This is a genomic window from Ralstonia mannitolilytica, from assembly GCF_905397375.1.
GTDB classification, from domain to species: domain Bacteria; phylum Pseudomonadota; class Gammaproteobacteria; order Burkholderiales; family Burkholderiaceae; genus Ralstonia; species Ralstonia mannitolilytica.
In genome coordinates this window covers 139,988-164,444 of sequence record NZ_CAJPVG010000005.1, presented here as the reverse complement: position 1 = coordinate 164,444, position 24,457 = coordinate 139,988, and the positions used below count along the sequence as shown (strand labels likewise).

At 64.6% G+C, this 24,457-nt stretch carries 20 protein-coding genes; 18 read left to right on the top strand and 2 right to left on the bottom strand.

Annotated elements, in window-relative coordinates; genetic code table 11:
* The 9 genes from KHN96_RS12360 to KHN96_RS12320 all read left to right on the top strand — a co-directional run bounded on the left by KHN96_RS12360 (position 1) and on the right by KHN96_RS12320 (position 12,308).
* On the top strand, positions 1-747 hold the full coding sequence (locus tag KHN96_RS12360; protein WP_045785791.1) for an endonuclease/exonuclease/phosphatase family protein: 747 nt from the start codon (positions 1-3) through the stop codon (positions 745-747).
* Positions 744-2,012: a cardiolipin synthase ClsB gene (clsB, locus tag KHN96_RS12355; RefSeq protein WP_062739071.1), complete on the top strand. Its 1,269-nt coding sequence runs from the start codon at positions 744-746 to the stop codon at positions 2,010-2,012. The genes KHN96_RS12360 and clsB overlap by 4 nt, the downstream gene beginning before the upstream one ends.
* A gap of 40 nt (positions 2,013-2,052) precedes the next feature.
* Positions 2,053-3,717, top strand: coding sequence for an acyl CoA:acetate/3-ketoacid CoA transferase (locus KHN96_RS12350; RefSeq protein WP_062739070.1), 1,665 nt, complete (start codon positions 2,053-2,055; stop codon positions 3,715-3,717).
* 413 nt (positions 3,718-4,130) lie between these two features.
* Positions 4,131-4,721, top strand: a complete 591-nt coding sequence (locus tag KHN96_RS12345) for a TetR/AcrR family transcriptional regulator (protein WP_045787761.1) — start codon at positions 4,131-4,133, stop codon at positions 4,719-4,721.
* A 53-nt stretch (positions 4,722-4,774) separates the two neighbouring features.
* A complete protein-coding gene (locus KHN96_RS12340) occupies positions 4,775-6,562 on the top strand; it encodes an acyl-CoA dehydrogenase C-terminal domain-containing protein (protein WP_062739069.1) in 1,788 nt (595 codons plus the stop codon).
* A 75-nt stretch (positions 6,563-6,637) separates the two neighbouring features.
* On the top strand, positions 6,638-9,118 hold the full coding sequence (locus KHN96_RS12335) for a 3-hydroxyacyl-CoA dehydrogenase/enoyl-CoA hydratase family protein (RefSeq protein WP_062739068.1): 2,481 nt from the start codon (positions 6,638-6,640) through the stop codon (positions 9,116-9,118).
* 33 nt (positions 9,119-9,151) lie between these two features.
* A complete protein-coding gene (locus tag KHN96_RS12330) occupies positions 9,152-10,351 on the top strand; it encodes an acetyl-CoA C-acyltransferase (protein WP_062739067.1) in 1,200 nt (399 codons plus the stop codon).
* A gap of 212 nt (positions 10,352-10,563) precedes the next feature.
* A complete protein-coding gene (locus KHN96_RS12325; protein ID WP_062739066.1) occupies positions 10,564-11,517 on the top strand; it encodes a DegV family protein in 954 nt (317 codons plus the stop codon).
* A gap of 26 nt (positions 11,518-11,543) precedes the next feature.
* Positions 11,544-12,308: an enoyl-CoA hydratase gene (locus KHN96_RS12320; protein WP_045785798.1), complete on the top strand. Its 765-nt coding sequence runs from the start codon at positions 11,544-11,546 to the stop codon at positions 12,306-12,308.
* A 67-nt stretch (positions 12,309-12,375) separates the two neighbouring features.
* On the opposite strand, the gene KHN96_RS12315 is transcribed toward KHN96_RS12320, so the two are convergent.
* The gene (locus KHN96_RS12315) at positions 12,376-12,810 is read right to left on the bottom strand and encodes an acyl-CoA thioesterase (protein ID WP_045785799.1); all 435 of its coding nucleotides are present in this window, start codon (positions 12,808-12,810) and stop codon (positions 12,376-12,378) included.
* A gap of 84 nt (positions 12,811-12,894) precedes the next feature.
* Here KHN96_RS12315 and KHN96_RS12310 point away from each other — a divergent pair, with 84 nt between their 5' ends.
* The 7 genes from KHN96_RS12310 (at position 12,895) to KHN96_RS12280 (ending at position 20,962) form a co-directional block, all read left to right on the top strand.
* Positions 12,895-14,733: an ABCB family ABC transporter ATP-binding protein/permease gene (locus tag KHN96_RS12310; protein ID WP_062739065.1), complete on the top strand. Its 1,839-nt coding sequence runs from the start codon at positions 12,895-12,897 to the stop codon at positions 14,731-14,733.
* A gap of 21 nt (positions 14,734-14,754) precedes the next feature.
* Positions 14,755-15,699, top strand: a complete 945-nt coding sequence (locus KHN96_RS12305) for a LysR substrate-binding domain-containing protein (RefSeq protein ID WP_045785801.1) — start codon at positions 14,755-14,757, stop codon at positions 15,697-15,699.
* Between the two features lie 164 nt (positions 15,700-15,863).
* Positions 15,864-17,165 carry a Glu/Leu/Phe/Val family dehydrogenase gene (locus KHN96_RS12300; RefSeq protein WP_045785802.1) on the top strand — a complete coding sequence of 434 codons (1,302 nt, stop codon included), beginning with the start codon at positions 15,864-15,866 and terminating at the stop codon, positions 17,163-17,165.
* 521 nt (positions 17,166-17,686) lie between these two features.
* Positions 17,687-18,583, top strand: a complete 897-nt coding sequence (locus KHN96_RS12295; RefSeq protein ID WP_045785803.1) for a glutamate/aspartate ABC transporter substrate-binding protein — start codon at positions 17,687-17,689, stop codon at positions 18,581-18,583.
* Between the two features lie 218 nt (positions 18,584-18,801).
* Entirely contained in the window at positions 18,802-19,530 is a 729-nt protein-coding gene (locus KHN96_RS12290; protein WP_045787762.1) for an amino acid ABC transporter permease, read from the top strand.
* A gap of 17 nt (positions 19,531-19,547) precedes the next feature.
* Positions 19,548-20,231, top strand: a complete 684-nt coding sequence (gene gltK / locus KHN96_RS12285) for a glutamate/aspartate ABC transporter permease GltK (RefSeq protein WP_045785804.1) — start codon at positions 19,548-19,550, stop codon at positions 20,229-20,231.
* Positions 20,228-20,962, top strand: coding sequence for an amino acid ABC transporter ATP-binding protein (locus KHN96_RS12280; protein ID WP_045785805.1), 735 nt, complete (start codon positions 20,228-20,230; stop codon positions 20,960-20,962). The genes gltK and KHN96_RS12280 overlap by 4 nt, the downstream gene beginning before the upstream one ends.
* 77 nt (positions 20,963-21,039) lie before the next feature.
* On the opposite strand, the gene KHN96_RS12275 is transcribed toward KHN96_RS12280, so the two are convergent.
* Positions 21,040-21,870 (bottom strand): class II glutamine amidotransferase, encoded by an 831-nt coding sequence (locus KHN96_RS12275; RefSeq protein ID WP_045785806.1) that lies wholly within the window; start codon positions 21,868-21,870, stop codon positions 21,040-21,042.
* 173 nt (positions 21,871-22,043) lie between these two features.
* Between KHN96_RS12275 and KHN96_RS12270 the strand changes: the two genes are divergently transcribed.
* A complete protein-coding gene (locus KHN96_RS12270; RefSeq protein WP_045785807.1) occupies positions 22,044-23,135 on the top strand; it encodes a tartrate dehydrogenase in 1,092 nt (363 codons plus the stop codon).
* A complete protein-coding gene (locus tag KHN96_RS12265) occupies positions 23,132-24,430 on the top strand; it encodes a glycerate kinase type-2 family protein (RefSeq protein ID WP_062739064.1) in 1,299 nt (432 codons plus the stop codon). The genes KHN96_RS12270 and KHN96_RS12265 overlap by 4 nt, the downstream gene beginning before the upstream one ends.
* Positions 24,431-24,457: the final 27 nt, after the last annotated feature.

The window sequence follows — 24,457 nt, the reverse complement described above, 5'->3', positions numbered from 1 at the left end:
ATGCTGCGTCTGCGCGTCGCCACCTACAACATCCACAAAGGCGTGACAGGCATCGCGCGCCGCGTGCGCGTGCATGACGTGCGGCAGGGCCTGCACACCATGGACGCCGACATCGTCTTCCTGCAGGAAGTGCAGGACCGCAACGACCGCCTCGTCGCCGCCGAACTGTTCGACCCGAATTACACGCAGCTGCGCTACCTCGCGACCGATGTGTATCCGCACACGGTCTACGGCCGCAATGCCGTGTATGAGTATGGGCACCACGGCAATGCCATCCTGTCGCGCTTTCCGATCCTGCTGTCGGAGAACCTCGACATCTCGGACCACCGCTTCGAGCAGCGCGGGCTGCTGCACGCCGTCACCGATCTCGGCTTCGGTGACGTGCATCTGCTGTGCGCGCACTTCGGCCTGTTTGCACGCAGCCGCCAGCGCCAGGCCGAGGCGCTGATCGAACGCGTGCGCGCCGTGGTGCCGAAAGAAGCGCCGCTCGTGGTGGCAGGCGATTTCAACGACTGGAACAACCGTCTCGACCGCGTCATCTGCCAGGCCCTGGGCGCCGTTGAAGTGGCCGACAAGGCCGCCGATGCGCGGCCCGTGCGCACCTTTCCCAGCCATCTGCCCTGGCTGCGGCTCGACCGCATCTACGTGCGCGGCTTCGAGGTCGAACGCGCGCATGCGCTGACCGGCCGTGAATGGGCGCAGCGCTCCGACCACGTGCCGCTGCTGGCAGAACTGGCGCGTCCATGAAGGGCCAGCATGATGCCGGGCCGCTGCGTTCGGAATGGCGGCGGGGTAAGCCCCTGCCGGGCAACAACGTCGACCTCCTGTGCGGCGGCGGCGAATTCTTCCCCGCGCTGATCGAAGCGATCGATCGCGCCACGCGCCGCGTCGCGATCGAAACGTATATCTACGCCGACGATGCGGCCGGGCGCAGCGTGACAGAAGCGCTCGCGCGGGCTGCACGGCGGGGCGTCGAAGTCCATTTGACCATCGACGGGTTCGGAACCGGAACGCTGCCGCCCGACCTCGCAGCGATGCTCGACGCAGCGGGCGTGACGTGGCGCGTTTATCGGCCGGTGCGCGGCTTTCGCCTGCAGCGTCGCTACCTGCGGCGCCTGCATCGCAAGCTCGCCGTCGTGGATGACGACGTGGCGTTCGTCGGCGGGATCAACATCATCGATGATCTCAACCATGCGCCGTTCGACGATGCATCGCTGGGGCCGCGGTATGACTTTGCGGTCCGTGTGCGCGGGCCGCTGGTGGCGCAGATTGCGCTGACGGCCGACCGGTTGTGGTGGCAGATGGGCGTGCGCGCCGGTATGCGGCAGGTGGGCGTGACCGGCGTGGCAGCCGATTTTCCGCTGATCACCGATACGCCGCGGCCCCGTCATCGTGGCGCATCCGGTCGCGAGAGCGAACCTGCGGCAGGCAGCGTGCTGGCGTCGCTGGTCCTGCGCGACAACGTGCGCAACCGGCGCGCGATCGAGCGAGAATACCTGCGCGCGCTGGGCACGGCGCGGCACGAGGTGATCATCGCCAACGCGTATTTCCTGCCGGGCGTGCGGTTCATGCGCGCGCTGGCTGCCTGCCGGCACAGGGGCGTGCGCGTGCGCCTGCTGCTGCAGGGCCAGGTCGAATACCGGCTGCAGCATTACGCGACACGCTCGCTGTATCACATGCTGCTGCGTGACGGCGTGGAGATCCACGAATACACCGCCAGCTTCCTGCACGCCAAGGTGGCGGTGGTGGACGAGCGCTGGGCGACCGTCGGCTCAAGCAACATCGACCCGTTCAGCCTGCTGCTCGCGCGCGAGGCCAACGTGGTGGTCTGGGATGCCACCGTGGCCAACGAGTTGCGCGCCGCGCTCGAAGCGGCCATCGCGCAGCACGGGCGCTGCGTGCTGGCCGACGCGCACGCAGCGCGGCGCTGGTGGTGGCGCCTGGCCGACTGGTTCGCCTACCAGGTGGTACGGCTGGGCGTCATCATCAGCGGGCGCGCGGCGCAGTATTAGCGCCGCCGACATCAACACAACAAACAAGGACGGAGGAGACATGCAAGTCATCACAGCCGACGAAGCCGCCCGGCTGGTGCAGCCTGGGTGGACGGTCGCGTGCGCGGGGTTTGTCGGCGCCGGCCACGCCGAGGCCGTCACGCATGCGCTGGAACGTCGTTTCCTGGCAACCGGCGAGCCGCGCGATCTGACGTTGGTTTACTCCGCCGGGCAGGGCGATCGCGCCACGCGCGGCGTCAACCACTTCGGCAATCCGGGCATGACGCGATGCGTGGTGGGCGGCCATTGGCGCTCCGCCACGCGGCTGGCCGACATGGCACTCGCCGAGCAGTGCGATGCGTTCAACCTGCCGCAGGGGGTGCTCACGCATCTGTACCGCGCCATCGCCGGCGGCAAGCCGGGCGTCCTCACCAAGATCGGACTGCACACGTTCGTGGACCCACGCACGGAGCTCGACGCGCGCTATCACGGCGCAGCCATCAATGCACGTGCGAAGGCGGCCCGGGCAGCGGGCACCGCTTCGTGGGTCGAGTACGAGCGCTTTCGCGGTGAAGACTACCTGTTCTACCCCAGCTTCCCCCTGCACTGCGTCTTCCTGCGCGGAACCTCGGCCGACCCGCGCGGCAACATCAGCACGCATGAAGAAGCCTTCCACCACGAGCTGCTGGCGATGGCGCAGGCGGCGCGTAACTCCGGCGGCATGGTCATCGCGCAGGTGCGCCGGCTGGTGGATCGGCATGACAACCTGCAAGCGATCCACGTGCCCGGCATCCTCGTAGACTACGTGGTGGTTGCCGAAGACGAAGCCGAGCACCAGATGACCTTCGGCGAGGCCTTCAACCCAACGTACATCCGCCCCTGGCAAGGCGAGGCCCTCCAGCTCAAGGAAGACGCCCTCGAAGCCAGCGAAGCGCTGCAGGCCAATCTGCACGGCGCGCTCGACGCCCGCACGCTGGTGCAGCGACGCGCGGTGCTGGAGCTCATGGCGCAGCAGCCGCGTGTGGTGAACCTGGGTGTGGGCATGCCGGCAGCCGTCGGTGCGCTGGCCGAGCAGGAAGGGGCGCGGGGTTTCACGCTCACCGTGGAAGCCGGCCCCATTGGCGGCACGCCTGCGGATGGCCTGAGCTTCGGCGCCTCCGCGTATCCCGAGGCGGTGGTCGACCAGCCCGCGCAGTTCGATTTCTATGAGGGCGGCGGCATCGACCTCGCCATCCTCGGATTGGCCGAACTCGATGGCGCCGGCAACGTCAACGTGAGCCTGTTCGGCGAAGGCGGCGATACCGTCGTTGCTGGCGTCGGCGGCTTCATCAATATCACGCAGAGCGCACGTTCGGTGGTATTCATGGGCACCCTCACCGCCGGCGGCCTGCAGGTCGAGGCGGAAGACGGCAAGCTGCGCATCGTGCGCGAAGGACGGCTCAAGAAGATTGTGCCGGCCGTCTCGCACCTCACCTTCAACGGCGAGTACGCGGCCAGCTCGGGCATCCCGGTACGCTACGTCACCGAGCGGGCGGTGTTCGAGATGCGCGACGACGGCCGCGGCGGCCGGCGGCTGACCCTCACCGAGATCGCCCCCGGCATCGACCTGCAGCGGGACGTGCTTGCTCAATGTGCGGCCGACGTTGCCGTGGCGGCCGATCTGCGTGAAATGGATGCCCGTATTTTCCGCCGCGGTCCGATGTGCGCGAACTCCGCATCGGCGTGATTTCTGCCGTTTATGTACTGACGGGTAGCACTAGAAAATCCCTCGGAGAGGCTGCGCCGCACGTTTATTCCAGGTGCGGTGCACATCCTGCAAAGCGTTGCAGACAAAGGGTCTACGAGCTCCACGCTGCGCTGCGAAAGACGCGCAGCCGGCATCTTCATTTAGATGTCGCTTTCTAATAAAACACTTGCCGGTCAACAGGGCCCTGTAAATAATTGAACGACCGTTCGATTTTGGGCTAGAGTGTTTGCGCAGGCTGGTTTACAGTCCTGCCCGGCACGCGAAAGGCGCCCTGCAGGGCGCTGGCTCTGCCAGCGTATTCCAGCGTGTCAGGCCCCAGAAAAGAACGGAGAGAAATCATCATGCGTCACCCGACCGCTCGTCTCGAATCCAATCACGCAGTCACCACGCCGATGCGCAAAGGCGAGCTGACACGTGCGGCGATTCTCGATGCCGCGCTGGAATTGGCCTCGCGCGACGGGCTGGAAGGATTGACGATCGGTGTGCTCGCGGAGCGCATGCAGATGAGCAAGAGCGGGGTGTTCGCGCACTTCGGCTCGCGCGAGGATCTGCAGGTGGAAGTGGTTCGCGAGTATCACAAACGGTTCGAGCAGGAAGTCTTCTACCCCAGCTTGAAAGAACCGCGCGGTCTGCCGCGCCTGTGGAGCATGGTGCGACGCTGGATGGAGCGCCGCATTCAGGAAGTCACCACGGGCTGCATCTACATCAGCGGCGCGGTGGAGTACGACGATCGTGCCGAAAGTCCGGTACGCGACGAACTCGTCAAGAGCGTGACGATCTGGCGGGCGGCACTGACCCGCGCGATCGAGCAGGCAAAGGAAGAAGGCCACCTGCGTGCGGAAGTGGACCCGCAGCTGATGCTCTTCGAGATGTACGGCCTGGAACTGGGCCTGCATCACGACGCGCGTTTCCTGCGGTTGCCCAACAGCGCCGAACTGGCCATGGTGGCTCTCAACAAACTGATTCAGTCTTACCGAACCTGACGCGGCATCGCACACCTAGCGGGTCGCGCGGCACACACCAAGGAGCACCAGAGATGGGTCAATACACCGCACCGTTGCGCGACATGCAGTTTGTCCTCCACGAGCTTCTCGACGTCGAGGGCCACCTGAAGGAGATGCCGCAGCACGCGGAGATCGATGCCGACACCATCAACCAGGTGATCGAAGAAGCCGGCAAGTTCTGCTCCGAAGTCATCTTCCCGCTCAACCAGAGCGGGGACCGCGAAGGCTGCACGTACCACGGCGACGGCGTGGTGACCGCACCAAAGGGCTTCAAGGAGGCCTATCAGCAGTACGTGGAGGCCGGCTGGCCCGCGCTGGGCTGCGATCCGGAATACGGTGGCCAGGGCCTGCCGATCCTGATCAACAATGCGCTGTACGAGATGCTGAACTCGGCCAACCAGGCCTGGACGATGTATCCGGGCCTGTCGCACGGCGCGTACGAAGCCCTGCATGCGCACGGCACCGACGAGCTCAAGCAGCGTTACCTGCCCAAGCTGGTGTCGGGTGTGTGGACCGGCACGATGTGCCTGACCGAGCCGCATTGCGGCACCGACCTCGGCATCCTGCGCACCAAGGCCGAACCGCTGGCCGATGGCTCGTACGCGATCACCGGCACGAAGATCTTCATCTCGGCAGGCGAGCATGACCTGGCGGAAAACATCATCCATCTGGTGCTGGCCCGCCTGCCGGACGCGCCGGGCGGCACCAAGGGCATCTCGCTGTTCGTGGTGCCGAAGTTCATTCCCGATGCCGACGGCAACCCGGGCGAGCGCAACACCGTGAAGTGCGGCTCCATCGAACACAAGATGGGCATCCACGGCAACGCCACGTGTGTCATCAACCTCGATGGCGCCAAGGGCTGGATGGTCGGCGAGCCGAACAAGGGCCTGAACGCCATGTTCGTGATGATGAACGCCGCACGCCTGGGGGTCGGCATGCAGAGCCTGGGCCTGACCGAAGTGGCCTACCAGAACTCCGTGGCGTACGCCAAGGAGCGCCTGCAGATGCGCAGCCTGTCGGGTCCGAAGGCACCGGACAAGCCGGCCGACCCCATCATCGTGCACCCGGATGTGCGCCGCATGCTGCTGACCCAGCGCGCCTATGCCGAGGGCGGCCGTGCGTTCAGCTACTGGATCGCGCTGCAGATCGACCGTGAGCTGTCGCATCCGGACGAAGCCGTGCGCAAGGACGCGGCCGACCTCGTCGCGCTGCTGACCCCGATCGCCAAGGCGTTCCTGAGCGACAACGCGTTCATCTCCACCAACGAAGGCATGCAGGTCTTCGGTGGACACGGCTACATCTCCGAGTGGGGCATGGAGCAGTACGTGCGCGACGCCCGCATCAACATGATCTACGAAGGCACGAACACCGTGCAGTCGCTGGACCTGCTCGGTCGCAAGATCCTCGGCGACATGGGCGCCAAGATGAAGAAGTTCGGCAAGATGGTGCAGGACTTCGTCGAAGCCGAAGGCACCAACGAAGCCATGCAGGAATTCATCAACCCGCTGGCCGACATCGGCGACAAGGTCCAGAAGCTGACCATGGAAATCGGCATGAAGGCCATGGCGAACCCGGACGAAGTCGGCGCTGCTGCTGTGCCGTACCTGCGTGTCGTTGGCCATCTCGTGTTTGCGTACTTCTGGGCCCGCATGGCGAAGATCGCGCTGGAGAAGCAAGGCACCGGCGACACGTTCTACAAGGCCAAGCTCGCGACGGCGCGCTTCTACTTTGCCAAGCTGCTGCCCGAGACGGCTTCGCAGATCCGCATGGCGCGCGCCGGCGGCGCGACGCTGATGGCGCTCGAAGCCGACCTGTTCTAACAGGCGCACTCACCCGGGGCGACGCACAAAGACCGTCGCCCCGCTCGTCTCTTCCTCACCTCCCGCGAGGACACCATGACCCGCACTGAACTTCCCACCAGCGCGCAGCCGCAGGCCGGCCAGCGTTCCAACTTCCTCGTCCGGCGCGTTGCCGTGCTGGGCGCCGGCGTGATGGGTGCGCAGATTGCCGCGCACCTGGTCAATGCCAAGGTCCCTGTCACGCTGTTCGATCTTCCGGCCAAAGAAGGCCCGAAGAGCGGCATCGCGCTCAAGGCCATCGAAAACCTGAAGAAGCTGTCTCCGGCGCCGCTCGGCATCAAGGATGACGCGAACCTCATCCAGGCTGCGAACTACGAAGACGACATCGAGAAGCTGCGCGACTGCGACCTCGTCATCGAAGCGATTGCCGAGCGCATGGACTGGAAGCACGACCTGTACAAGAAGGTCGCGCCGCACATTGCTGCGCACGCAATCTTCGCGTCGAACACGTCGGGTCTGTCGATCACCGAACTGTCGGAGGGTTTTGACGCCGAGCTGAAGTCGCGCTTCTGCGGCGTGCACTTCTTCAACCCGCCGCGCTACATGCACCTGGTCGAGCTGATCCCGACTGCCCACACGCGTGGCGACATTCTCGACAAGCTGGAAACGTTCCTCACCTCCGCGCTCGGCAAGGGCGTGGTGCGCGCGAAGGACACCCCCAACTTCATCGCCAACCGCGTCGGCATCTTCTCGATCCTGGCGGTGTTTGCCGAGTCGGCCAAGTACGGTATTCCGTTTGACGTGGTCGATGACCTGACGGGCTCGAAGCTGGGCCGCGCCAAGTCGGCGACGTTCCGCACGGCGGACGTGGTGGGCCTCGACACGATGGCGCACGTCATCAAGACGATGCAGGACAACCTGAAGGACGATCCGTTCGCACCGGTCTACGCCACGCCGCCCGTGCTGGCCAAGCTGGTGGAGGCGGGCGCCCTGGGCCAGAAGACCGGCGCCGGTTTCTACAAGAAGGAAGGCAAGGAAATCAAGGTGCTGGATCCGCAAAGCGGCCAGTACGGCCCGAGCGGCAAGAAGGCCGACGACATCGTTGTGCGCATCCTGAAGAAGGAGCCGGCCGAGCGTCTGAAGCTGCTGCGCGAATCCACCAACCCGCAGGCGCAATTCCTGTGGGCTGTGTTCCGTGACGTGTTCCATTACATCGCCGTGTACCTGGAGCAGATTGCGGATTCCGCAGCGGAAGTCGATCTGGCGATCCGCTGGGGCTTCGGCTGGAACAGCGGCCCGTTCGAAGACTGGCAAGAAGCCGGCTGGAAGCAGGTGGCCGAGTGGGTGAAGGAAGACATCGAAGCCGGCAAGGCGCTCTCGAATGCGCCGCTGCCGCAATGGGTGTTCTCCGGTCCGGTCGCAGACAACGGCGGTGTGCATTCGGCACAGGGTTCGTGGTCGGCCAAGCAGGGCACGTTCCTGCAACGCAGCACGCTGCCGGTGTACGGCCGCCAGGTGTTCCGTGCACCGATCAAGGGTGCGACCGCGGTGAACCCGCTCACGTATGGCAAGACGATCGAAGAGAACGACGCCGTGCGTATCTGGGTGGACGACGCGGCCGGTCAGGACGACGTGCTGATCATCTCGTTCAAGAGCAAGATGAACACGATCGGACCGAGCGTCATCGACGGTCTGACGCGCGCGGTTGATCTGGCGGAAGCTGGCTACAAGGGTCTGGTGGTGTGGCAGCCGACGTCGCTCAAGCTGGGCGCACCGGGTGGTCCGTTCTCGGCCGGTGCAAACCTGGAAGAAGCCATGCCGGCCTTCATGATGGGCGGCGCCAAGGGCATCGAGCCCTTCGTCAAGAAGTTCCAGGACGGCATGATGCGCGTGAAGTACGCCAACGTGCCGGTTGTCTCGGCTGCGTCGGGCATTGCGCTCGGCGGCGGATGCGAGCTGCTGCTGCACTCGGCCAAGCGTGTGGCTGCGCTGGAAACGTACATCGGCCTGGTGGAGGTGGGCGTGGGCCTCGTGCCGGCAGGTGGTGGCCTGAAGGAGGCGGCTCTGGCGGCAGCCAAGGCTGCGCAGGCAGCCGGCAGCACGAACATCCTGCCGTTCCTGACCAACCGCTTCCAGGCGGCGGCCATGGCCAAGGTGTCGTCTTCGGCGCTGGACGCCCAGAAGATCGGCTACCTGCAACCGACCGACACCATCGTCTTCAACGTGCATGAGCTGCTGCACGTTGCACGCAACGAAGTGCGTGCGCTGTCCGATTCGGGCTACCGCGCACCGCTGCGCCCGGTGGGCATTCCGGTGGCGGGCCGTTCGGGCATCGCCACGATCAAGGCGTCGCTGGTGAACATGCGTGACGGCGGTTTCATCTCGCAGCACGACTTCACGATTGCCTCGCGCATTGCTGAAGCCGTGTGCGGCGGCGATGTCGAAGCCGGTGCGCTGGTGGACGAAGAATGGCTGCTGGCGCTGGAGCGCAAGGCCTTCGTGGATCTGCTCGGCAGCTCCAAGACCCAGGAACGCATCATGGGCATGCTGCAGACCGGCAAGCCGGTGCGCAACTGATTGCCGCGACGACAGAGAGACAGGAGTTTCATCATGACCAAGCAACTGCAAGACGCCTACATCGTCGCCGCGACGCGTTCCCCGATCGGCAAGGCACCGAAGGGCACGCTCAAGAACCTGCGTCCGGACGACCTGCTGGCGACCATCCTCAAGAGCGCTGTCGCCCAGGTGCCGAACCTGGATCCGGCGCTGATCGAAGACGCCATCGTCGGCTGCGCGATTCCCGAAGCGCAGCAGGGCCTGAACGTGGCGCGTATCGGCGCGCTGCTGGCCGGCCTGCCCAACACCGTGGGCGGCGTCACCGTCAACCGCTTCTGCGCCTCGGGCCTGACCGCCGTGGCAATGGCTGCCGACCGCATCCGCGTGGGCGAATCCGATGTGATGATCGCCGCCGGTGTCGAATCGATGAGCATGGTGCCGATGATGGGCAACTCGCCGTCGATGTCGCCGGACATCTTCACGCGCGACGAGAATGTCGGCATCGCCTACGGCATGGGCCTGACCGCCGAGAAGGTCGCCCAGCAGTGGAAGATTTCGCGCGAGGCGCAGGATGCTTTCTCGCTCGCGTCGCATCAGAAGGCGCTCGCTGCGCAGCAAGCCGGCGAATTCAAGGACGAGATCACCCCGATCGAGATCATCGAGAAGTTCCCGAACCTCGGCACGGGCGCTGTCGACATCAAGACGCGCACGCTGTCGCTGGATGAAGGCCCGCGTGCCGATACGTCGATTGAAGGGCTGGCCAAGCTGCGCGCCGTGTTTGCCAACAAGGGTAGCGTGACCGCCGGCAACAGCTCGCAGACGTCGGATGGCTCGGGTGCGCTGATCCTGGTGTCGGAAAAAATCCTCAAGCAGTTCAATCTGACGCCGCTGGCGCGCTTCGTGTCATTTGCCGTGCGCGGTGTGCCGCCGGAGATCATGGGGATCGGTCCGAAGGAAGCGATTCCCGCCGCGCTCAAGGCCGGTGGGCTCACGCAAGACCAACTCGACTGGATCGAGTTGAACGAAGCGTTTGCCGCGCAGTCGCTGGCGGTGATCCAGGACCTGGGACTGGACACCAGCAAGATCAACCCGCTCGGCGGCGCGATCGCCCTGGGGCACCCGCTGGGCGCGACCGGCGCGATCCGTGCCGCGACCGTCGTGCACGGCCTGCGCCGTCGCAACCTGAAGTACGGCATGGTGACGATGTGTGTCGGCACCGGCATGGGCGCTGCCGGTATTTTTGAACGCATGTGACCCCACGTCAGGGGGAAGGATTAAGTTCTTCCCCCTGCTTGTAAATCGCCCGTCTCACAACGCATGATTGCGCAGGCTCGCGCAGCAATACACCACACAGCGAGCCAAAGCGAGCGGCCCGGCCAAGGGCACGCCACAGAAGCGGAACCACGATTCCGCAACAGAGGAGACACGCTGCCGCGTCAGCGGCGGCGCACCAAGAGGAGGGCGCGATGGGCAACACAATCGTGTTGACGGACGCGGCGTGCGACATGCCGCGCTCGATGATCGATCAACTGGGGTTGGGCGTGGTGCCGTTCCGCATTCGTGCGGGCGAGCTGTTCGTGGAAGACCGTCGCGATGAAGCCGCGCTGCCGCAGCTCTATCGGAAATACCTTGTCGACAAGCAGGACCACTACGCCGAATCGATTCCGCTGCTCGAACGCGAGATCGAAGACTTTCTGCTCAAGCACGTGGTCACGCAGCACGACCGTGCGTTGCTGCTGACGATCGCCAGCTCGCGCAGCCATTTCTACAGCCACGCCACCGGCGCGGTGGTGGGCACCACGGCCAAGAGCTTCAAGCCACGCAAGGATGCCGGCCGCTCAGGCCTGTTCGAGCTGACGGTGGTGGACACCGGCGCCATTGGTCCCGGCCAGGCGCTGATGGTGCACGAGGCCGCCCGCATGCTGCGCGAAGGCGCGGAGGTGCGCGACGTGGTGCACGTGATCGAAAACCGCCTGCGCGATGCCTCGCACGTCTACCTCGTTCCCGACGAGTTGCTGTACATGTACACGCGCGCCAAGCAGAAGGGCGAGAAGAGCATCACCTGGAGCCGCTACATGATGGGCACGGCGTTCAACGTGCGTCCGCTCATCCATATGCATCGTGGCGAGACGGAAGCCATCGCCAAGGTGCGCGGCTCCGAGGAAGGCATTCGCCGCCTGCTTGCGCATACCGAAACCATGATCGCCGAGGAGCGTCTGGCCACGCCCGTGGTGGCGATCACGTATTCCGGTTCGCTCGACACCGTGCGCCGCATGGAGCCCGTGCAGGCGTTGATGCGAACCGCACAGGACCACGGCGTGGAAGTGCTGCTCGCGCCGATGAGCCTGACCGTGGCGTTGAACGTGGGGGCCAACGCGTTCTCCGTCGGTTATCTATCTGATTCGCCTGTGCCGATTTAGCCGCGCAGGCTTCACCTGGAGTTTTCATGTCGATTCGTACCGAGACCGCAGACGGCGTCCTGACGCTTACGTTTGACCGCCTGGACCGCAAGAACGCCATCACGGCCGCGATGTATCAAACGTTGGCCGATGCCCTGGTGGCCGCCGAGACCGATCCCGCCATCCGCGTGATTGTGCTGGCCGGCCACGAGAGCGTATTCACGGCGGGCAACGATCTCGAAGACTTCATGAAGAATCCGCCCAAGGACGAAAGCGCCCCCGTGCACCAGTTCCTGAAGGCGATCAGCACGGCGACCAAGCCGCTGATCGCTTCGGTGAGCGGCGCGGCGGTGGGTGTAGGCACGACGATGCTGCTGCATTGCGACCTGGTGTATGCGTCGGAGACGGCCAAGCTGTCGATGCCGTTCGCGCAGCTCGGGCTGTGTCCGGAAGCCGCGTCGAGCCTGCTGCTGCCGCAATTGGCCGGTTACCACCGTGCGGCGGACAAGCTGCTCTTCGGCGAGCCGTTCGACGCAAACGAGGCGCGTGAGCTGGGGCTGGTCAACCGCGTGCTGCCGGTCGGTGAACTCGATGCCTTCGTGCGCGCCCAGGCGCGCAAGCTGACGCTGCTGCCGCCGGCCTCGCTGCGCGCCACCAAGCGGCTGATGAAGGATGGCGCGATGCCGCAGATCGCGGCCCGGATGTCGCTGGAAGGCAAGCAGTTTGGCGAGATGCTGCGTGCGCCGGAAGCGCGCGAGGCGTTCACGGCGTTCTTCGAGAAGCGCCGGCCCGACTTCTCACAGTTCAACTGAGCGGTGATCCCGCGCAAGAGAAAACCCGGCCTAGGCCGGGTTTTTTTTCTGACCGCTGGCAGCCGGCTCAAAGCTCCGGCAGCAGTCGCGGCTTGCGGCTTTCGTCGGTGGCGACGTAGGTCAGCGTGGCTTCGGTGACCTTGACGGTGGCGTGGCGGCCGTTGGCGCCCATGCGCTGCGCATAGACCTCCACGTCCACGGTGATCGACGTGCGGCCGGTCTTGACCACACTGGCGTAGAAGCTCACCAGGTCGCCCACGTAGACCGGCTGCTTGAAGACGAACGAATTGACCGCCACCGTCGCGACGCGGCCGTTGGCGCGCACCACCGCCGGGATCGACCCGGCAATGTCGACCTGCGACATGATCCAGCCGCCGAACACGTCGCCGTGGACGTTGGCGTCGGAGGGCATCGGCATCACGCGCACGGCAGGCTGCTTGTCGGCGGGCAATTTGACTTCAGCGGAGGCGGCGGTATCGGACATGATGAGGCAGGGCAGCATTGAGGCGGGCGGGCACCGGTGGCGCGGGGCACGCCTGGGTGATCGGTGGGAGAATACACAATCCGCTATTTTATTGCACCGCACATGCGTCGCTTTCCCGCCTCTTCCGAACCGCCTCCGCCGGGGGCTCAACGCGGCGACTGGCGTACCATCAAGAGCCTCCTGCCCTATCTGTGGGCCTACAAATGGCGCGTGGCGCTGGCGCTGTCGTTCCTGATTGCCGCCAAGGTGGCCAACCTGGGCGTGCCGATGGTCATGAAGCGGCTGATCGATTCGATGAACGTGTCACCATCGGACCCGCGCGCGCTGCTGGTCGTGCCGGTGGGCACCATCGTCGCGTATGGGCTGCTGCGGCTGTCGACATCGCTGTTTTCGGAGCTGCGCGAAATCCTCTTCTCCAAGGTGACGGAGAGTTCGGTGCGCACGCTCGCACTGCAGGTGTTCCGCCATCTGCATGCGCTGTCACTGCGCTTTCACCTCGAGCGCCAGACCGGCGGCATGAGCCGCGACATCGAACGCGGTACGCGGGGCATCCAGTCGCTCATCTCGTATTCGCTGTACAGCATCCTGCCGACGCTGGTGGAGGTCGGGCTCGTCATCACGTACTTCTTCGTGAAGTACGACGCGTGGTTTGCGTTCATCACGTTCTGTGCGCTGGTTGCGTACATCGCCTTTACCGTGACCGTGACGAACTGGCGTACGAACTTCCGTCGCAAGATGAACGAGCTGGATTCGCGCGCCAACCAGAAGGCGATCGATTCGCTGCTGAACTTCGAGACCGTCAAGTACTTCGGCAACGAAGAGTACGAAGCGCGCCGCTACGACGAGAACCTGCTCAAGTACCGCGCCGCGGCCATCCGTTCGCAGAACTCGCTGTCGATCCTGAATTTCGGCCAGCAGTTCATCGTGGCGGTGGCGCTCATCCTGATCCTGTATCGCGCCACGCAAGGGGTGGCGGCGGGGCACATGACGCTGGGTGACCTCGTGCTGGTCAACACGCTGATGCTGCAGATCTACATTCCGCTCAACTTCCTGGGCGTGATCTACCGCGAGCTCAAGCAGGCCGTGGCCGACATGGACCGCATGTTCCACCTGCTGCATACCAACCGCGAAGTGGCCGACAAACCCGGTGCGCCGCCGCTGGCCGTGCATGCCGGCCAGGTGCGGTTCGCGCATGTCGATTTCGGCTACGAGGCCAACCGGCAGATCCTGTTCGACGTCGATTTCACCATCCCTGCCGGCACGACCACTGCGGTGGTCGGCCAGAGCGGCTCGGGCAAATCGACGCTCGCGCGCCTGCTGTTCCGCTTCTACGACGTCAAGTCCGGTGCCATCGAAATCGACGGGCAGGACGTGCGCGACGTCACGCAGGCAAGCGTGCGTGCGGCCATCGGCATCGTTCCGCAGGACACGGTGCTCTTCAATGACAGCATCTACTACAACATCGCCTATGGCCGGCCCGACGCCACGCGCGAAGAGGTCATCGAGGCCGCCCGCGCGGCGCAGATCCACCACTTCGTCGAATCGCTGCCCGACGGCTATGACACCCAGGTCGGGGAGCGTGGCCTGAAGCTCTCCGGCGGAGAGAAGCAGCGGGTGGCCATCGCCCGCACGCTGCTCAAGCGCCCACCGATCCTCGTCTTTGATGAGGCCACTTCGGCGCTGGACTCGCGCACGGAGCACGCCATCCAGGATGAGTTGATGCGCCTGGCGCAGAACCACACCACGCTGGTGATCGCGCATCGGCTCTCGACCATCGTGAGCGCGCACCAGATCCTGGTGATGGAGCACGGCCGCATCATCGAGCGCGGCACGCACGAGCAGTTGCTGCGTGCGGAGGGCCGCTATGCGCAGATGTGGCGCATGCAGGCACGCGAGCCCGAGCGCGTGGCCGCAGAAACCGAAGACGCAGAGAACGCCTGAGCAGGTTGGGGAGGCAACGCAATGGAACTCAAATGGCTGGAAGACTTCGTCAGCCTGGCCGAGACACGCAGCTTTTCGCGCTCGGCCGAATTGCGGCACGTGACGCAGCCGGCGTTTTCGCGGCGCATTCAATCGCTCGAAGCGTGGCTGGGCAACGAACTGATCGACCGGTCGAGCTATCCCACGCGCCTGACCACCGCCGGCGAGGTCTTCTATGAACAGGCCCTGGCGATGCTGGCGCAGGTCAGCGAAACGCGTGCGCTGATGCGCGGACAGCGTCCGGCCAGCGCCTCGACGATCGATTTTGCGGTGCCGCATACGCTGTCGCTCACGTTCTTTCCGGGCTGGCTCGCGCAGGTGGAGGAGAAGGTCGGCAAGCTGCAATGCCGGCTGCGCGCGCTGAACGTGCATGATGCGGTGATGACGCTGGTGGAAGGCGGCTGCGATCTCGTCATGGTCTATCACCACGCCCGGCAGATGATCCAGCTCGATCCGACGCGCTATGACATGCTGGTGCTCGGCACGGAGCGGCTGTCGCCGTTCTCCAAGCCCGATGCGAACGGTCGTCCGATTTATCGACTGGCGCCCGCCGCGCGCAAGCCGATCGCCTATCTTAGCTATACGCCCAATGCCTTCCTGGGCCGCATGGTCGATGTGCTGCTGGAAAACTCGCCAGTCGCGCCGCTGCTCGACAAGTGCTACGAAACCGACATGGCCGAAGCGTTGAAGGTGATGGCGCTGGCGGGCCACGGTGTGGCCTTTCTGCCCGAGAGCGCGGTGCGCGACGAAGTGGCTGCGGGCCGCCTGGTGCGGGCAGAAGGCAAGGGCGGCGGCACGTTGTCGATCGAAATGGAAATCCGGCTCTATCGCGAGCATCCGCAGAACGGTGCGCACGACCGCCGGCATCCGCAATCCAAGCGCAAGCGCGAGCTGATCGACACGCTGTGGGGCGCGCTGGCGGGTTGAACGGGGCCATCGAACACAAGCCCAGGTTATGCGCCAAACGCATAACCCGATGTAAAAACGGCATTGGATTTCGATGTGGGGCATCCCTAAGCTGGCGAGCATTTTCTGGGACAGCATGTTCCCAAACCAGGGGCCTTACCGAGGTTCAAAAGAGGAAGACAACCATGTCCAATGTCGCATCTCCGTCGACACTCCAACACGCCATTCCGTCCTATCTGCCGGCCGACAACCTCGGCCCGTGGGGCATCTACCTGCAGCAGGTCGATCGGGTCACCCCCTATCTCGGCTCGCTCGCACGCTGGGTTGAAACGCTCAAGCGCCCCAAGCGCGCGCTGATCGTCGACGTGCCCATCCAGATGGACGACGGCCGCATCGCCCACTTCGAGGGCTATCGTGTGCAGCACAACACGTCGCGCGGCCCGGGCAAGGGCGGCGTGCGTTTCCACCAGGACGTGACGCTGTCGGAAGTGATGGCGCTGTCGGCCTGGATGTCGGTGAAGAACGCGGCCGTGAACGTGCCGTATGGCGGTGCGAAGGGCGGCATCCGTGTCGATCCGCGCAAGCTGTCTTCCGGTGAACTCGAACGCCTGACCCGCCGCTACACGAGCGAGATCGGCATCATCATCGGCCCGAACAAGGACATTCCGGCTCCGGACGTGAACACCAACGCGCAGATCATGGCGTGGATGATGGACACGTATTCGATGAACGAAGGCGCGACCGCCACGGGCGTGGTGACCGGCAAGCCGATCGCACTGGGCGGCAGCCTCGGTCGCCGCGAGGCCACCGGCCGCGGCGTGTTCGTGGTCGGCAGCGAAGCCGCACGTAACCTTGGCATCGACGTCAAGGGTGCGCGCGTGGTGGTGCAGGGCTTCGGCAACGTGGGCAGCGTGGCCGCCAAGCTGTTCCATGACGCCGGCGCGAAGGTCATCGCCGTGCAGGACCACAAGGGCATCGTGTTCAACGGCAGCGGCCTGGATGTCGACGCGCTGATCAAGCACGTCGACCACAACGGCAGCGTTGCCGGCTTTGCCGCAGAGACGGTCTCCGCCGACGACTTCTGGGCGCTGGACTGCGAGTTCCTGATCCCGGCAGCACTGGAAGGCCAGATCACGGCGAAGAACGCGCCCCATATCAAGGCAAAGATTGTCGTTGAAGGTGCAAACGGCCCCACGACGCCCGAGGCCGACGACATCCTGCGCGAGCGCAACATCCTGGTCTGCCCCGACGTGATTGCCAACGCGGGCGGCGTGACGGTCAGCTATTTCGAGTGGGTGCAGGATTTCTCGAGCTTCTTCTGGACCGAAGACGAGATCAACCAGCGCCTGGTACGGATCATGCAAGACGCGTTCCGCGCCATCTGGCAGGTGGCCCAGGACAACAAGGTAACCCTGCGTACGGCGGCGTTCATCATCGCCTGTACGCGGATTCTGCAGGCCCGCCAAGAGCGCGGTCTGTACCCCTGATCGGCGACGCGTCGGTCAATTCCGGCGCGGTGCTCCAACAGGGCGCTGCTCCGGTCTCTCGCGTCGCCGCCGATCAGGCGGCCATGCGCGACGGTTGAAGAAAGCCGGTGTTCATGAGCGAACCATAACGTTCCAGGGCACCGCACCATGAGAGGGGCGGCCATATCCACGGTACCGTCGTCCCTCCATTCTCAAGTCGGGTTCGTGTAAGCGACAGAGAGCGCACATCGGGCAGGCTTTATTTCCCCTGTTTTTTTCGTCGCAGCATCTCGCTCAAGCTATCGCGCCGGCGCGCCGATGGTGAAAGCGGGTTGGCGTCAATCGCGACGTGCGCGTTTTCCGGTTTTCTGGAAAAGCACAACGTAAGGTGTGCGGTTGTCCAGAATGGCCGCTTGCGGCAGACGCTGCATCAGAGGAAAAAATCCGTTCGATTCAACGATTTAGTGGCAACACCAATACTGTCGCCAAACGTTTTTTGGTACAGTCCCGTCTTTCTCTTTCATGGTCAAAAGGAGACTTTCATGAACCTCGCCAAGCTGGCAACCGTGCTTGCAGCCGTTGGTGTGTTGAGCAGCGCAGCTCACGCAGAAGAGCTGACTGGTACGCTGAAGAAGATCAAAGACACCGGCACCATCACGCTGGGCGTGCGCGATTCGTCGATCCCGTTCAGCTACAACGTGGGCGGTGTTCGCACGATCGGTTATTCGTACGACATCAACCAGAAGATCGTCGAGGCCGTGAAAGAACAGCTCAAGCTGCCCAAGCTTGAGGTCAAGGAAATCCCGATCACCTCGCAGAACCGCATCACGCTGCTGCAGAACGGCACGATCGACATCGAGTGCGGTTCGACCACGAACAACCTCGAGCGCCAGAAGCAGGCTTCGTTCACGAACTCCATCTTCGTCATCGGCACCCGCATCATGGTGAAGAAGGATTCGGGCATCAAGGACTGGGCCGACCTGAAGGGCAAGAACGTGGTGACGACCGCCGGCACGACGTCCGAGCGCCTGCTGCGCAAGATGAACGATGACCAGAAGCTGGGCATGAACATCATCAGCACGAAGGACCACGGCCAGTCGTTCCTGACGCTGGAATCGGGCCGCGCCGTCGCGTTCATGATGGACGATGCGCTGCTGTACGGCGAGCGCGCCAAGGCCAAGAACCCGTCTGATTGGGTGGTGGTCGGCAAGCCGCAATCGCGTGAGGCCTACGGCTGCATGGTCCGCAAGGACGACAAGCCGTTCAAGACCCTGGCCGACAAGACCATCGCCGGCATGATGAAGGACGGCGAGATCGCAGCGCTGTACAAGAAGTGGTTCGAGCAGCCGGTTCCGCCCAAGGGCCTGAACCTGGACTTCCCGCTGTCCGACGACATGAAGGCGCTCATCAAGAACCCGAACGACAAGGCTCTTGACTGATCGGCTCCCTCAACGGGCCTGAATCAGCGTCATCGAAACGGAAGGCAAAGGCCGGTTAACAGGTCTTCTCCCTTCCGTTTCTTTTTAGGAGTCTGTTCCCGTCCGCAGCGATTGGCCCGGAGTTGGCCTGGGAAGCGCAGCCGTGCAACGCGCACGGCAGCATCGCGAGCCAAGATCAGGACGCGCAGCAGGAGGGGGCAGGCGCAGAGGGAACCACCATGAATTACCACTGGAACTGGGGCGTCTTCTTTACCGAAGCCGCCCAGAATCAGACCTATCTCGACTGGCTGCTCGCGGGGTTGAAGACCACGCTGCTGCTCGGTCTTTCTTCCTGGATCATCGCGCTCGTGCTCGGCTCCGTGCTGGGCGTGCTGCGCACCGTGCCGAACAAGTGGCTGTCGGGCTTCGCCACGGCCTACGTCGAGCTGTTCCGCAACATCCCGCTGATCGTGCAGCTGTTCATCTGGTACTTCGTCGTGCCGGAACTGGTGCCGGGCGGCGACTACATCAAGCAGATGAACCCCGCCACCGCGATGTTCCTGTGCGCGATGCTGTGCCTTGGTACCTTTACCGCGGCGCGGGTGTGCGAGCAGGTGCGCTCGGGCATCAATTCGCTGCCGCGCGGTCAGCGCAACGCCGGTCTGGCGATGGGGTTCACGCTGGCGCAGACGTACCGCTTCGTGCTGCTGCCGATGTCGTTCCGCATCATCGTGCCGCCGCTCACGTCGGAGTTCCTGAACATCTTCAAGAACTCGGCCGTGGCATCGACGATCGGCCTGCTCGAACTGGCCGCGCAAGGTCGCCAGCTGGTCGACTACACCGCGCAGCCGTATGAATCGTTCATCGCCGTGACGCTGATGTACATGCTGATCAACCTGACCGTGATGGGCCTGATGCGCTGGGTGGAAGCACGTACCCGCCTGCCTGGCTTCATCGGCGGCAAGTAACAGGGCGAGGACTTTCCATGGCTTATCAATTCGATTTCTCGTCCATCAATGCCGACAACATGCGCGTGCTCGGCGAGGGGATGATCCTCTCGCTCGAGATCACGGGCACGGCCATCCTGGTCGGCATCGTCTGGGGCACGCTGCTCGCCATGATGCGACTCTCGGGCATCAAGCCGCTGCAGTGGTTCGGGCAGGCGTACGTGAACCTCTTCCGCTCCATCCCGCTGGTGATGGTGCTGCTGTGGTTCTTCCTGATCGTGCCGCAGGTCCTGCAGAAGATCTTCGACCTGTCGCCGGCCACCGACATGCGGATGACCTCCGCGCTGGTTGCCTTCGCGCTGTTCGAGGCGGCGTACTACTCCGAGATCATCCGCGCCGGTATCCAGAGCGTGTCGCGCGGGCAGATGTTCGCGGCCTATGCGATGGGCATGACGTACGGCCAGGCCATGCGCCTGGTGATCCTGCCGCAGGCCTTCCGCAACATGATCCCGCTGCTGCTCACGCAGGCCATCATCCTGTTCCAGGATACGTCGCTGGTGTATGTGAGCGCGCTGTCGGACTTCTTTACGCAGGCATACAACATCGGCGAGCGCGACGGCCGTATCGTCGAGCTGCTGCTGTTTGCCGGCTTTGTCTATTTCATGATCTGCTTCGGCGCCTCCGTGCTGGTGAAGCGGCTTCAGAAGAAGGTGACCCAATGATCGAGATCAAGAACGTTTCCAAGTGGTACGGCAGCTTCCAGGTGCTGACCGACTGCACCACCAGCGTGAAGAAGAGCGAGGTGGTGGTGGTGTGCGGCCCGTCGGGTTCGGGCAAGTCCACGCTCATCAAGACCGTCAACGCGCTGGAGCCGTTCCAGAAGGGCGAGATCCTCGTCGATGGCACATCCGTGGGCGCCAAGGGCACGAACCTGCCGAAACTGCGTTCGCGCGTGGGCATGGTGTTTCAGAACTTCGAGCTGTTCCCGCATCTGTCGATCACCGAGAACCTCACGATCGCGCAGCAGAAGGTGCTGGGCCGCTCGAAGGAAGAAGCGATGGCCAAGGGCCTGAAGTACCTGGACCGCGTGGGCCTGAAGGCGCATGCCGCCAAGTACCCGGGTCAGCTCTCGGGTGGCCAGCAGCAGCGCGTGGCGATTGCCCGTGCGCTCTCGATGGACCCGATCTGCATGCTGTTCGACGAACCGACCTCCGCGCTGGACCCGGAAATGGTCAACGAAGTGCTCGACGTGATGGTGGAGCTCGCCAAGGAAGGCATGACCATGATGTGCGTGACCCACGAAATGGGTTTCGCCCGCAAGGTCGCCAACCGCGTGATCTTCATGGATCAGGGCCGCATCGTTGAAGACTGCGAGAAGGAAGAGTTCTTCGGCAACATCGAGAACCGTTCGGACCGCGCCAAGCAGTTCCTGTCGAAAATCCTCTCGCACTAAGCACAGGCGCGAGGCAACAAAATGCCGCTCCGGGTGTATCCCACCTCGGAGCGGCTTTTTTGATGGGCGATGCAGCGTCAGGTGCAGGCCGTGTTGGCGGCATTGGCGATCTGCACTGCCTCCGGAATCGGCACCTTGGTCGCCATGGTCGCCTGGCCCGATTCGAACATCAGCAGTTCGCCCGGCACGAACGGCGTCCAGACTTCGTTGTCGGTGAGCGGCGCGGTGGCGATCACAGCCACGCGATCGGCTGGTGTCGTGTACTTGGCGAAATCGATCGTCATGTCGGCGTCGATCAGGTGTGCCGTCGAAAACGGCCATTGCCGCACGATGTAGTACAGCCGCGTCGAGCAATGCGCGAACAGCGCCTGGCCATTGCACAGCAGGAAGTTGAACACGCCGTAGCGGGTGATTTCCTTGGTGACGTCGGACAGCGCGTAGAACAGCTCGTTCAGCGGCGGCTGCGAACCCGGAAACCGTTTGCGCAGCGCCTGCATGATGAAGCAGAAGGCGAGCTCGCTGTCGGTGTCGCCCACGGGCTGGTAGACGCCCGACAGAAACGGCGAGAAGTTCTTCAAGTCGCCGTTATGCGCAAAGATCCAGTGCCGGCCCCAGAGCTCGCGCATGAACGGGTGGCAGTTTTCCAGCCGCACCGTCCCTTGCGTGGCCTTGCGGATGTGCGAGATGACGTTCTTCGACTTGATCGGATACCGCTTGACCAGCTCCGCCACCGGCGAGGTGCCGGCCGACTGATTGTCGATGAACAGGCGGCACGCCTTGTCTTCGAAGAACGCGACCCCAAAGCCATCGGCGTGGTGATCGGTCACGCCACCGCGCGCGGCGAACCCGGTGAACGAGAACGTCACATCGGTCGGTTCGGCGCAGTTCATGCCCAGCAGCTGGCACATGGTGGGGAAAAAGTCGATGCAATAAAATAGCCATTATCCTGCCGGCCGACGGGGGTGCCAAGCGGCTTGGCGTCCGCGGCCCCGCCCCGGGGGGGCGGCCGTTGCGCCCACGCCGCACGCCGTCGGAATCCCCACCCAACGCAGCATCTCACCACCTTCAACCGGAACACCCCATGAAGTCCTACCGCATTGCCGTGATCCCCGGAGACGGGATCGGCAAGGAAGTCGTCCCTGAAGGTCTGCGCGTGCTGGATGCGGCGTCGCGCAGGTTCGGCTTTGCGCTGCAGACCGATCATTTCGATTTTGCGAGCTGCGACTACTACGCCCGCCACGGCAAGATGCTGCCCGACGACTGGTTCGAGACGCTGCGCGGCTACGACGCCATCTTCTTCGGTGCGGTGGGCTGGCCCGATACGGTGCCCGATCACATTTCGCTGTGGGGCTCGCTGCTGCAGTTCCGGCGCGGTTTCGACCAATACGTGAACCTGCGCCCGGTGCGCCTGATGCCTGGCATCCGCAGCCCGCTTGTCGACCGCAACGGCCAGCCGCGCGCACCCGGCGCGATCGATTTCTACGTCGTGCGCGAGAACACCGAGGGTGAATACTCCAGCGTGGGCGGACGCATGTACGGCGGCACGGAGCGCGAGATCGTGATCCAGGAAACGGTCATGAGCCGCACCGGCGTCGACCGCATCCTCAAGTTCGCCTTCGATCTGGCTCAGCGCCGCCCCGCCAGGCACCTGACGTCGGCGACCAAATCGAACGGCATCTCGATCACCATGCCGTACTGGGACGAGCGCGTGGAAGCGATGGCCAGGCACTACCCGGACGTCAACGTCGACAAGTTCCACATCGACATCCTGACCGCGCACTTCGTGCAGAAGCCCGAGATGTTCGACGTGGTGGTCGCCAGCAATCTGTTCGGCGACATCCTTTCCGACCTCGGGCCGGCCTGCACGGGCACGATTGCCATCGCACCGTCGGGCAACATCAACCCGGATCGCACGTATCCGAGCCTGTTCGAGCCGGTGCACGGCTCGGCGCCCGACATCGCGGGCCAAGGCATTGCCAACCCGATCGGGCAGATCTGGTGTGCGGCGATGCTGCTGGAGCATCTTGGCGAACTCGAGGCGGGGGCCGCCGTGCTGGCGGCCATTGAGGAGGTGCTGGCGGCCGGCCCCGGCCATGCGCCGCTCACGCGCGACATTGGCGGCACGGCTGGCACGGTCGACCTGGGCCGCGCGATCGCAGAGGCCCTGGCATGAAGCTCGACCGCCCCGGCGCCCGCGCCCTGTTGCTGGAGAGCTACGCAGCCGCCGTGGGGGCCGCCGATCCGCTGAAGATCGTCGCCGGCTTCCTGCCGCCGCCGCACGCCGCCGGCAAGACGCTGGTGGTCGGCGCCGGCAAGGCTGCCGCATCGATGGCGCTGGCTGTCGAGCAGGCCTACGCAGGCCGCGCGCAGCTCGAAGGGCTGGTCGTCACGCGCTACGCCCACGGCCTGCCGACCGAGCGCATCCGCGTGATCGAAGCCGGTCACCCTGTGCCCGACGAGGCCGGCGAGCAAGCCGCGCTCGAGATTCTCGAGCGCGTATCGGCCCTCACCGGGAACGACCGGCTGATCGTGCTGGTCTCGGGCGGCGGCTCGAGCCTGCTGTCGCTGCCGGCCGACGGCATCCCGATGGCCGATCTGAAGGCCGTCACGCGTGAGTTGCTGCGCTGCGGCGCACCCATCACCGACATGAACATCGTGCGCAAGCACGTCTCGCGCATCCAGGGCGGGCGGCTGGCGGCCGCGTCGCGCGCGCCTGTGACCACGCTCATCGTCTCCGACGTGGCCGGCGATGATCCGAGCGCCATCGCCAGCGGGCCCACGGTGCCCGACCCGAGCACCTATGCCGATGCGCTTGCCATCCTCAGGCGCTGGGGCGCGCAGATGCCCGACACCGTGCGCACCCACCTCGAACGCGGCGCCCGCGGCGAGGTTGCCGAAACGCCCAAGCCCGGTGATCCCTGCTTCGGTCGCGTCAGCAATCACATCATCGCGACCGCGCAGCAGAGCCTGCAGGCCGCCGCGCAGGTTTTTGCGGCGCGCGGCATCCGCACGGCCATCCTCGGCGATACCGTAACCGGCGAGGCGCGCGAGGTCGCCCAGGTGTATGGCGCCCTGGCCCGGCAGATCCGCCAGCACGGCACGCCGTTCGCCGCGCCGGTCGCGCTCATCTCCGGCGGCGAATGCACGGTGACGATTCCGCCCGGCCTGACCGGCGGCAGGGGTGGGCGCTGCGCGGAGTTCCTGCTCTCGCTCGGCGTCACGCTGGACGGCATGGACAACGTCTACGCCCTCGCCGCCGATACAGACGGCATCGACGGATCGGAGGACAATGCGGGCGCGCTGCTCGATCCCGAATCCATCGCCCGTGCTGCCGCCAGGGGCATTGCCGCCCGCGCCGCGTTGGACGTACACGACGCCTATGGTTTCTTCGCGGCCGCCGATGACCTCATCGTTACCGGGCCGACGCGTACCAACGTCAACGACTACCGCGCCATCCTCATTCTCTGAATCTGCATTCCGCATCCGAAGGCTGCA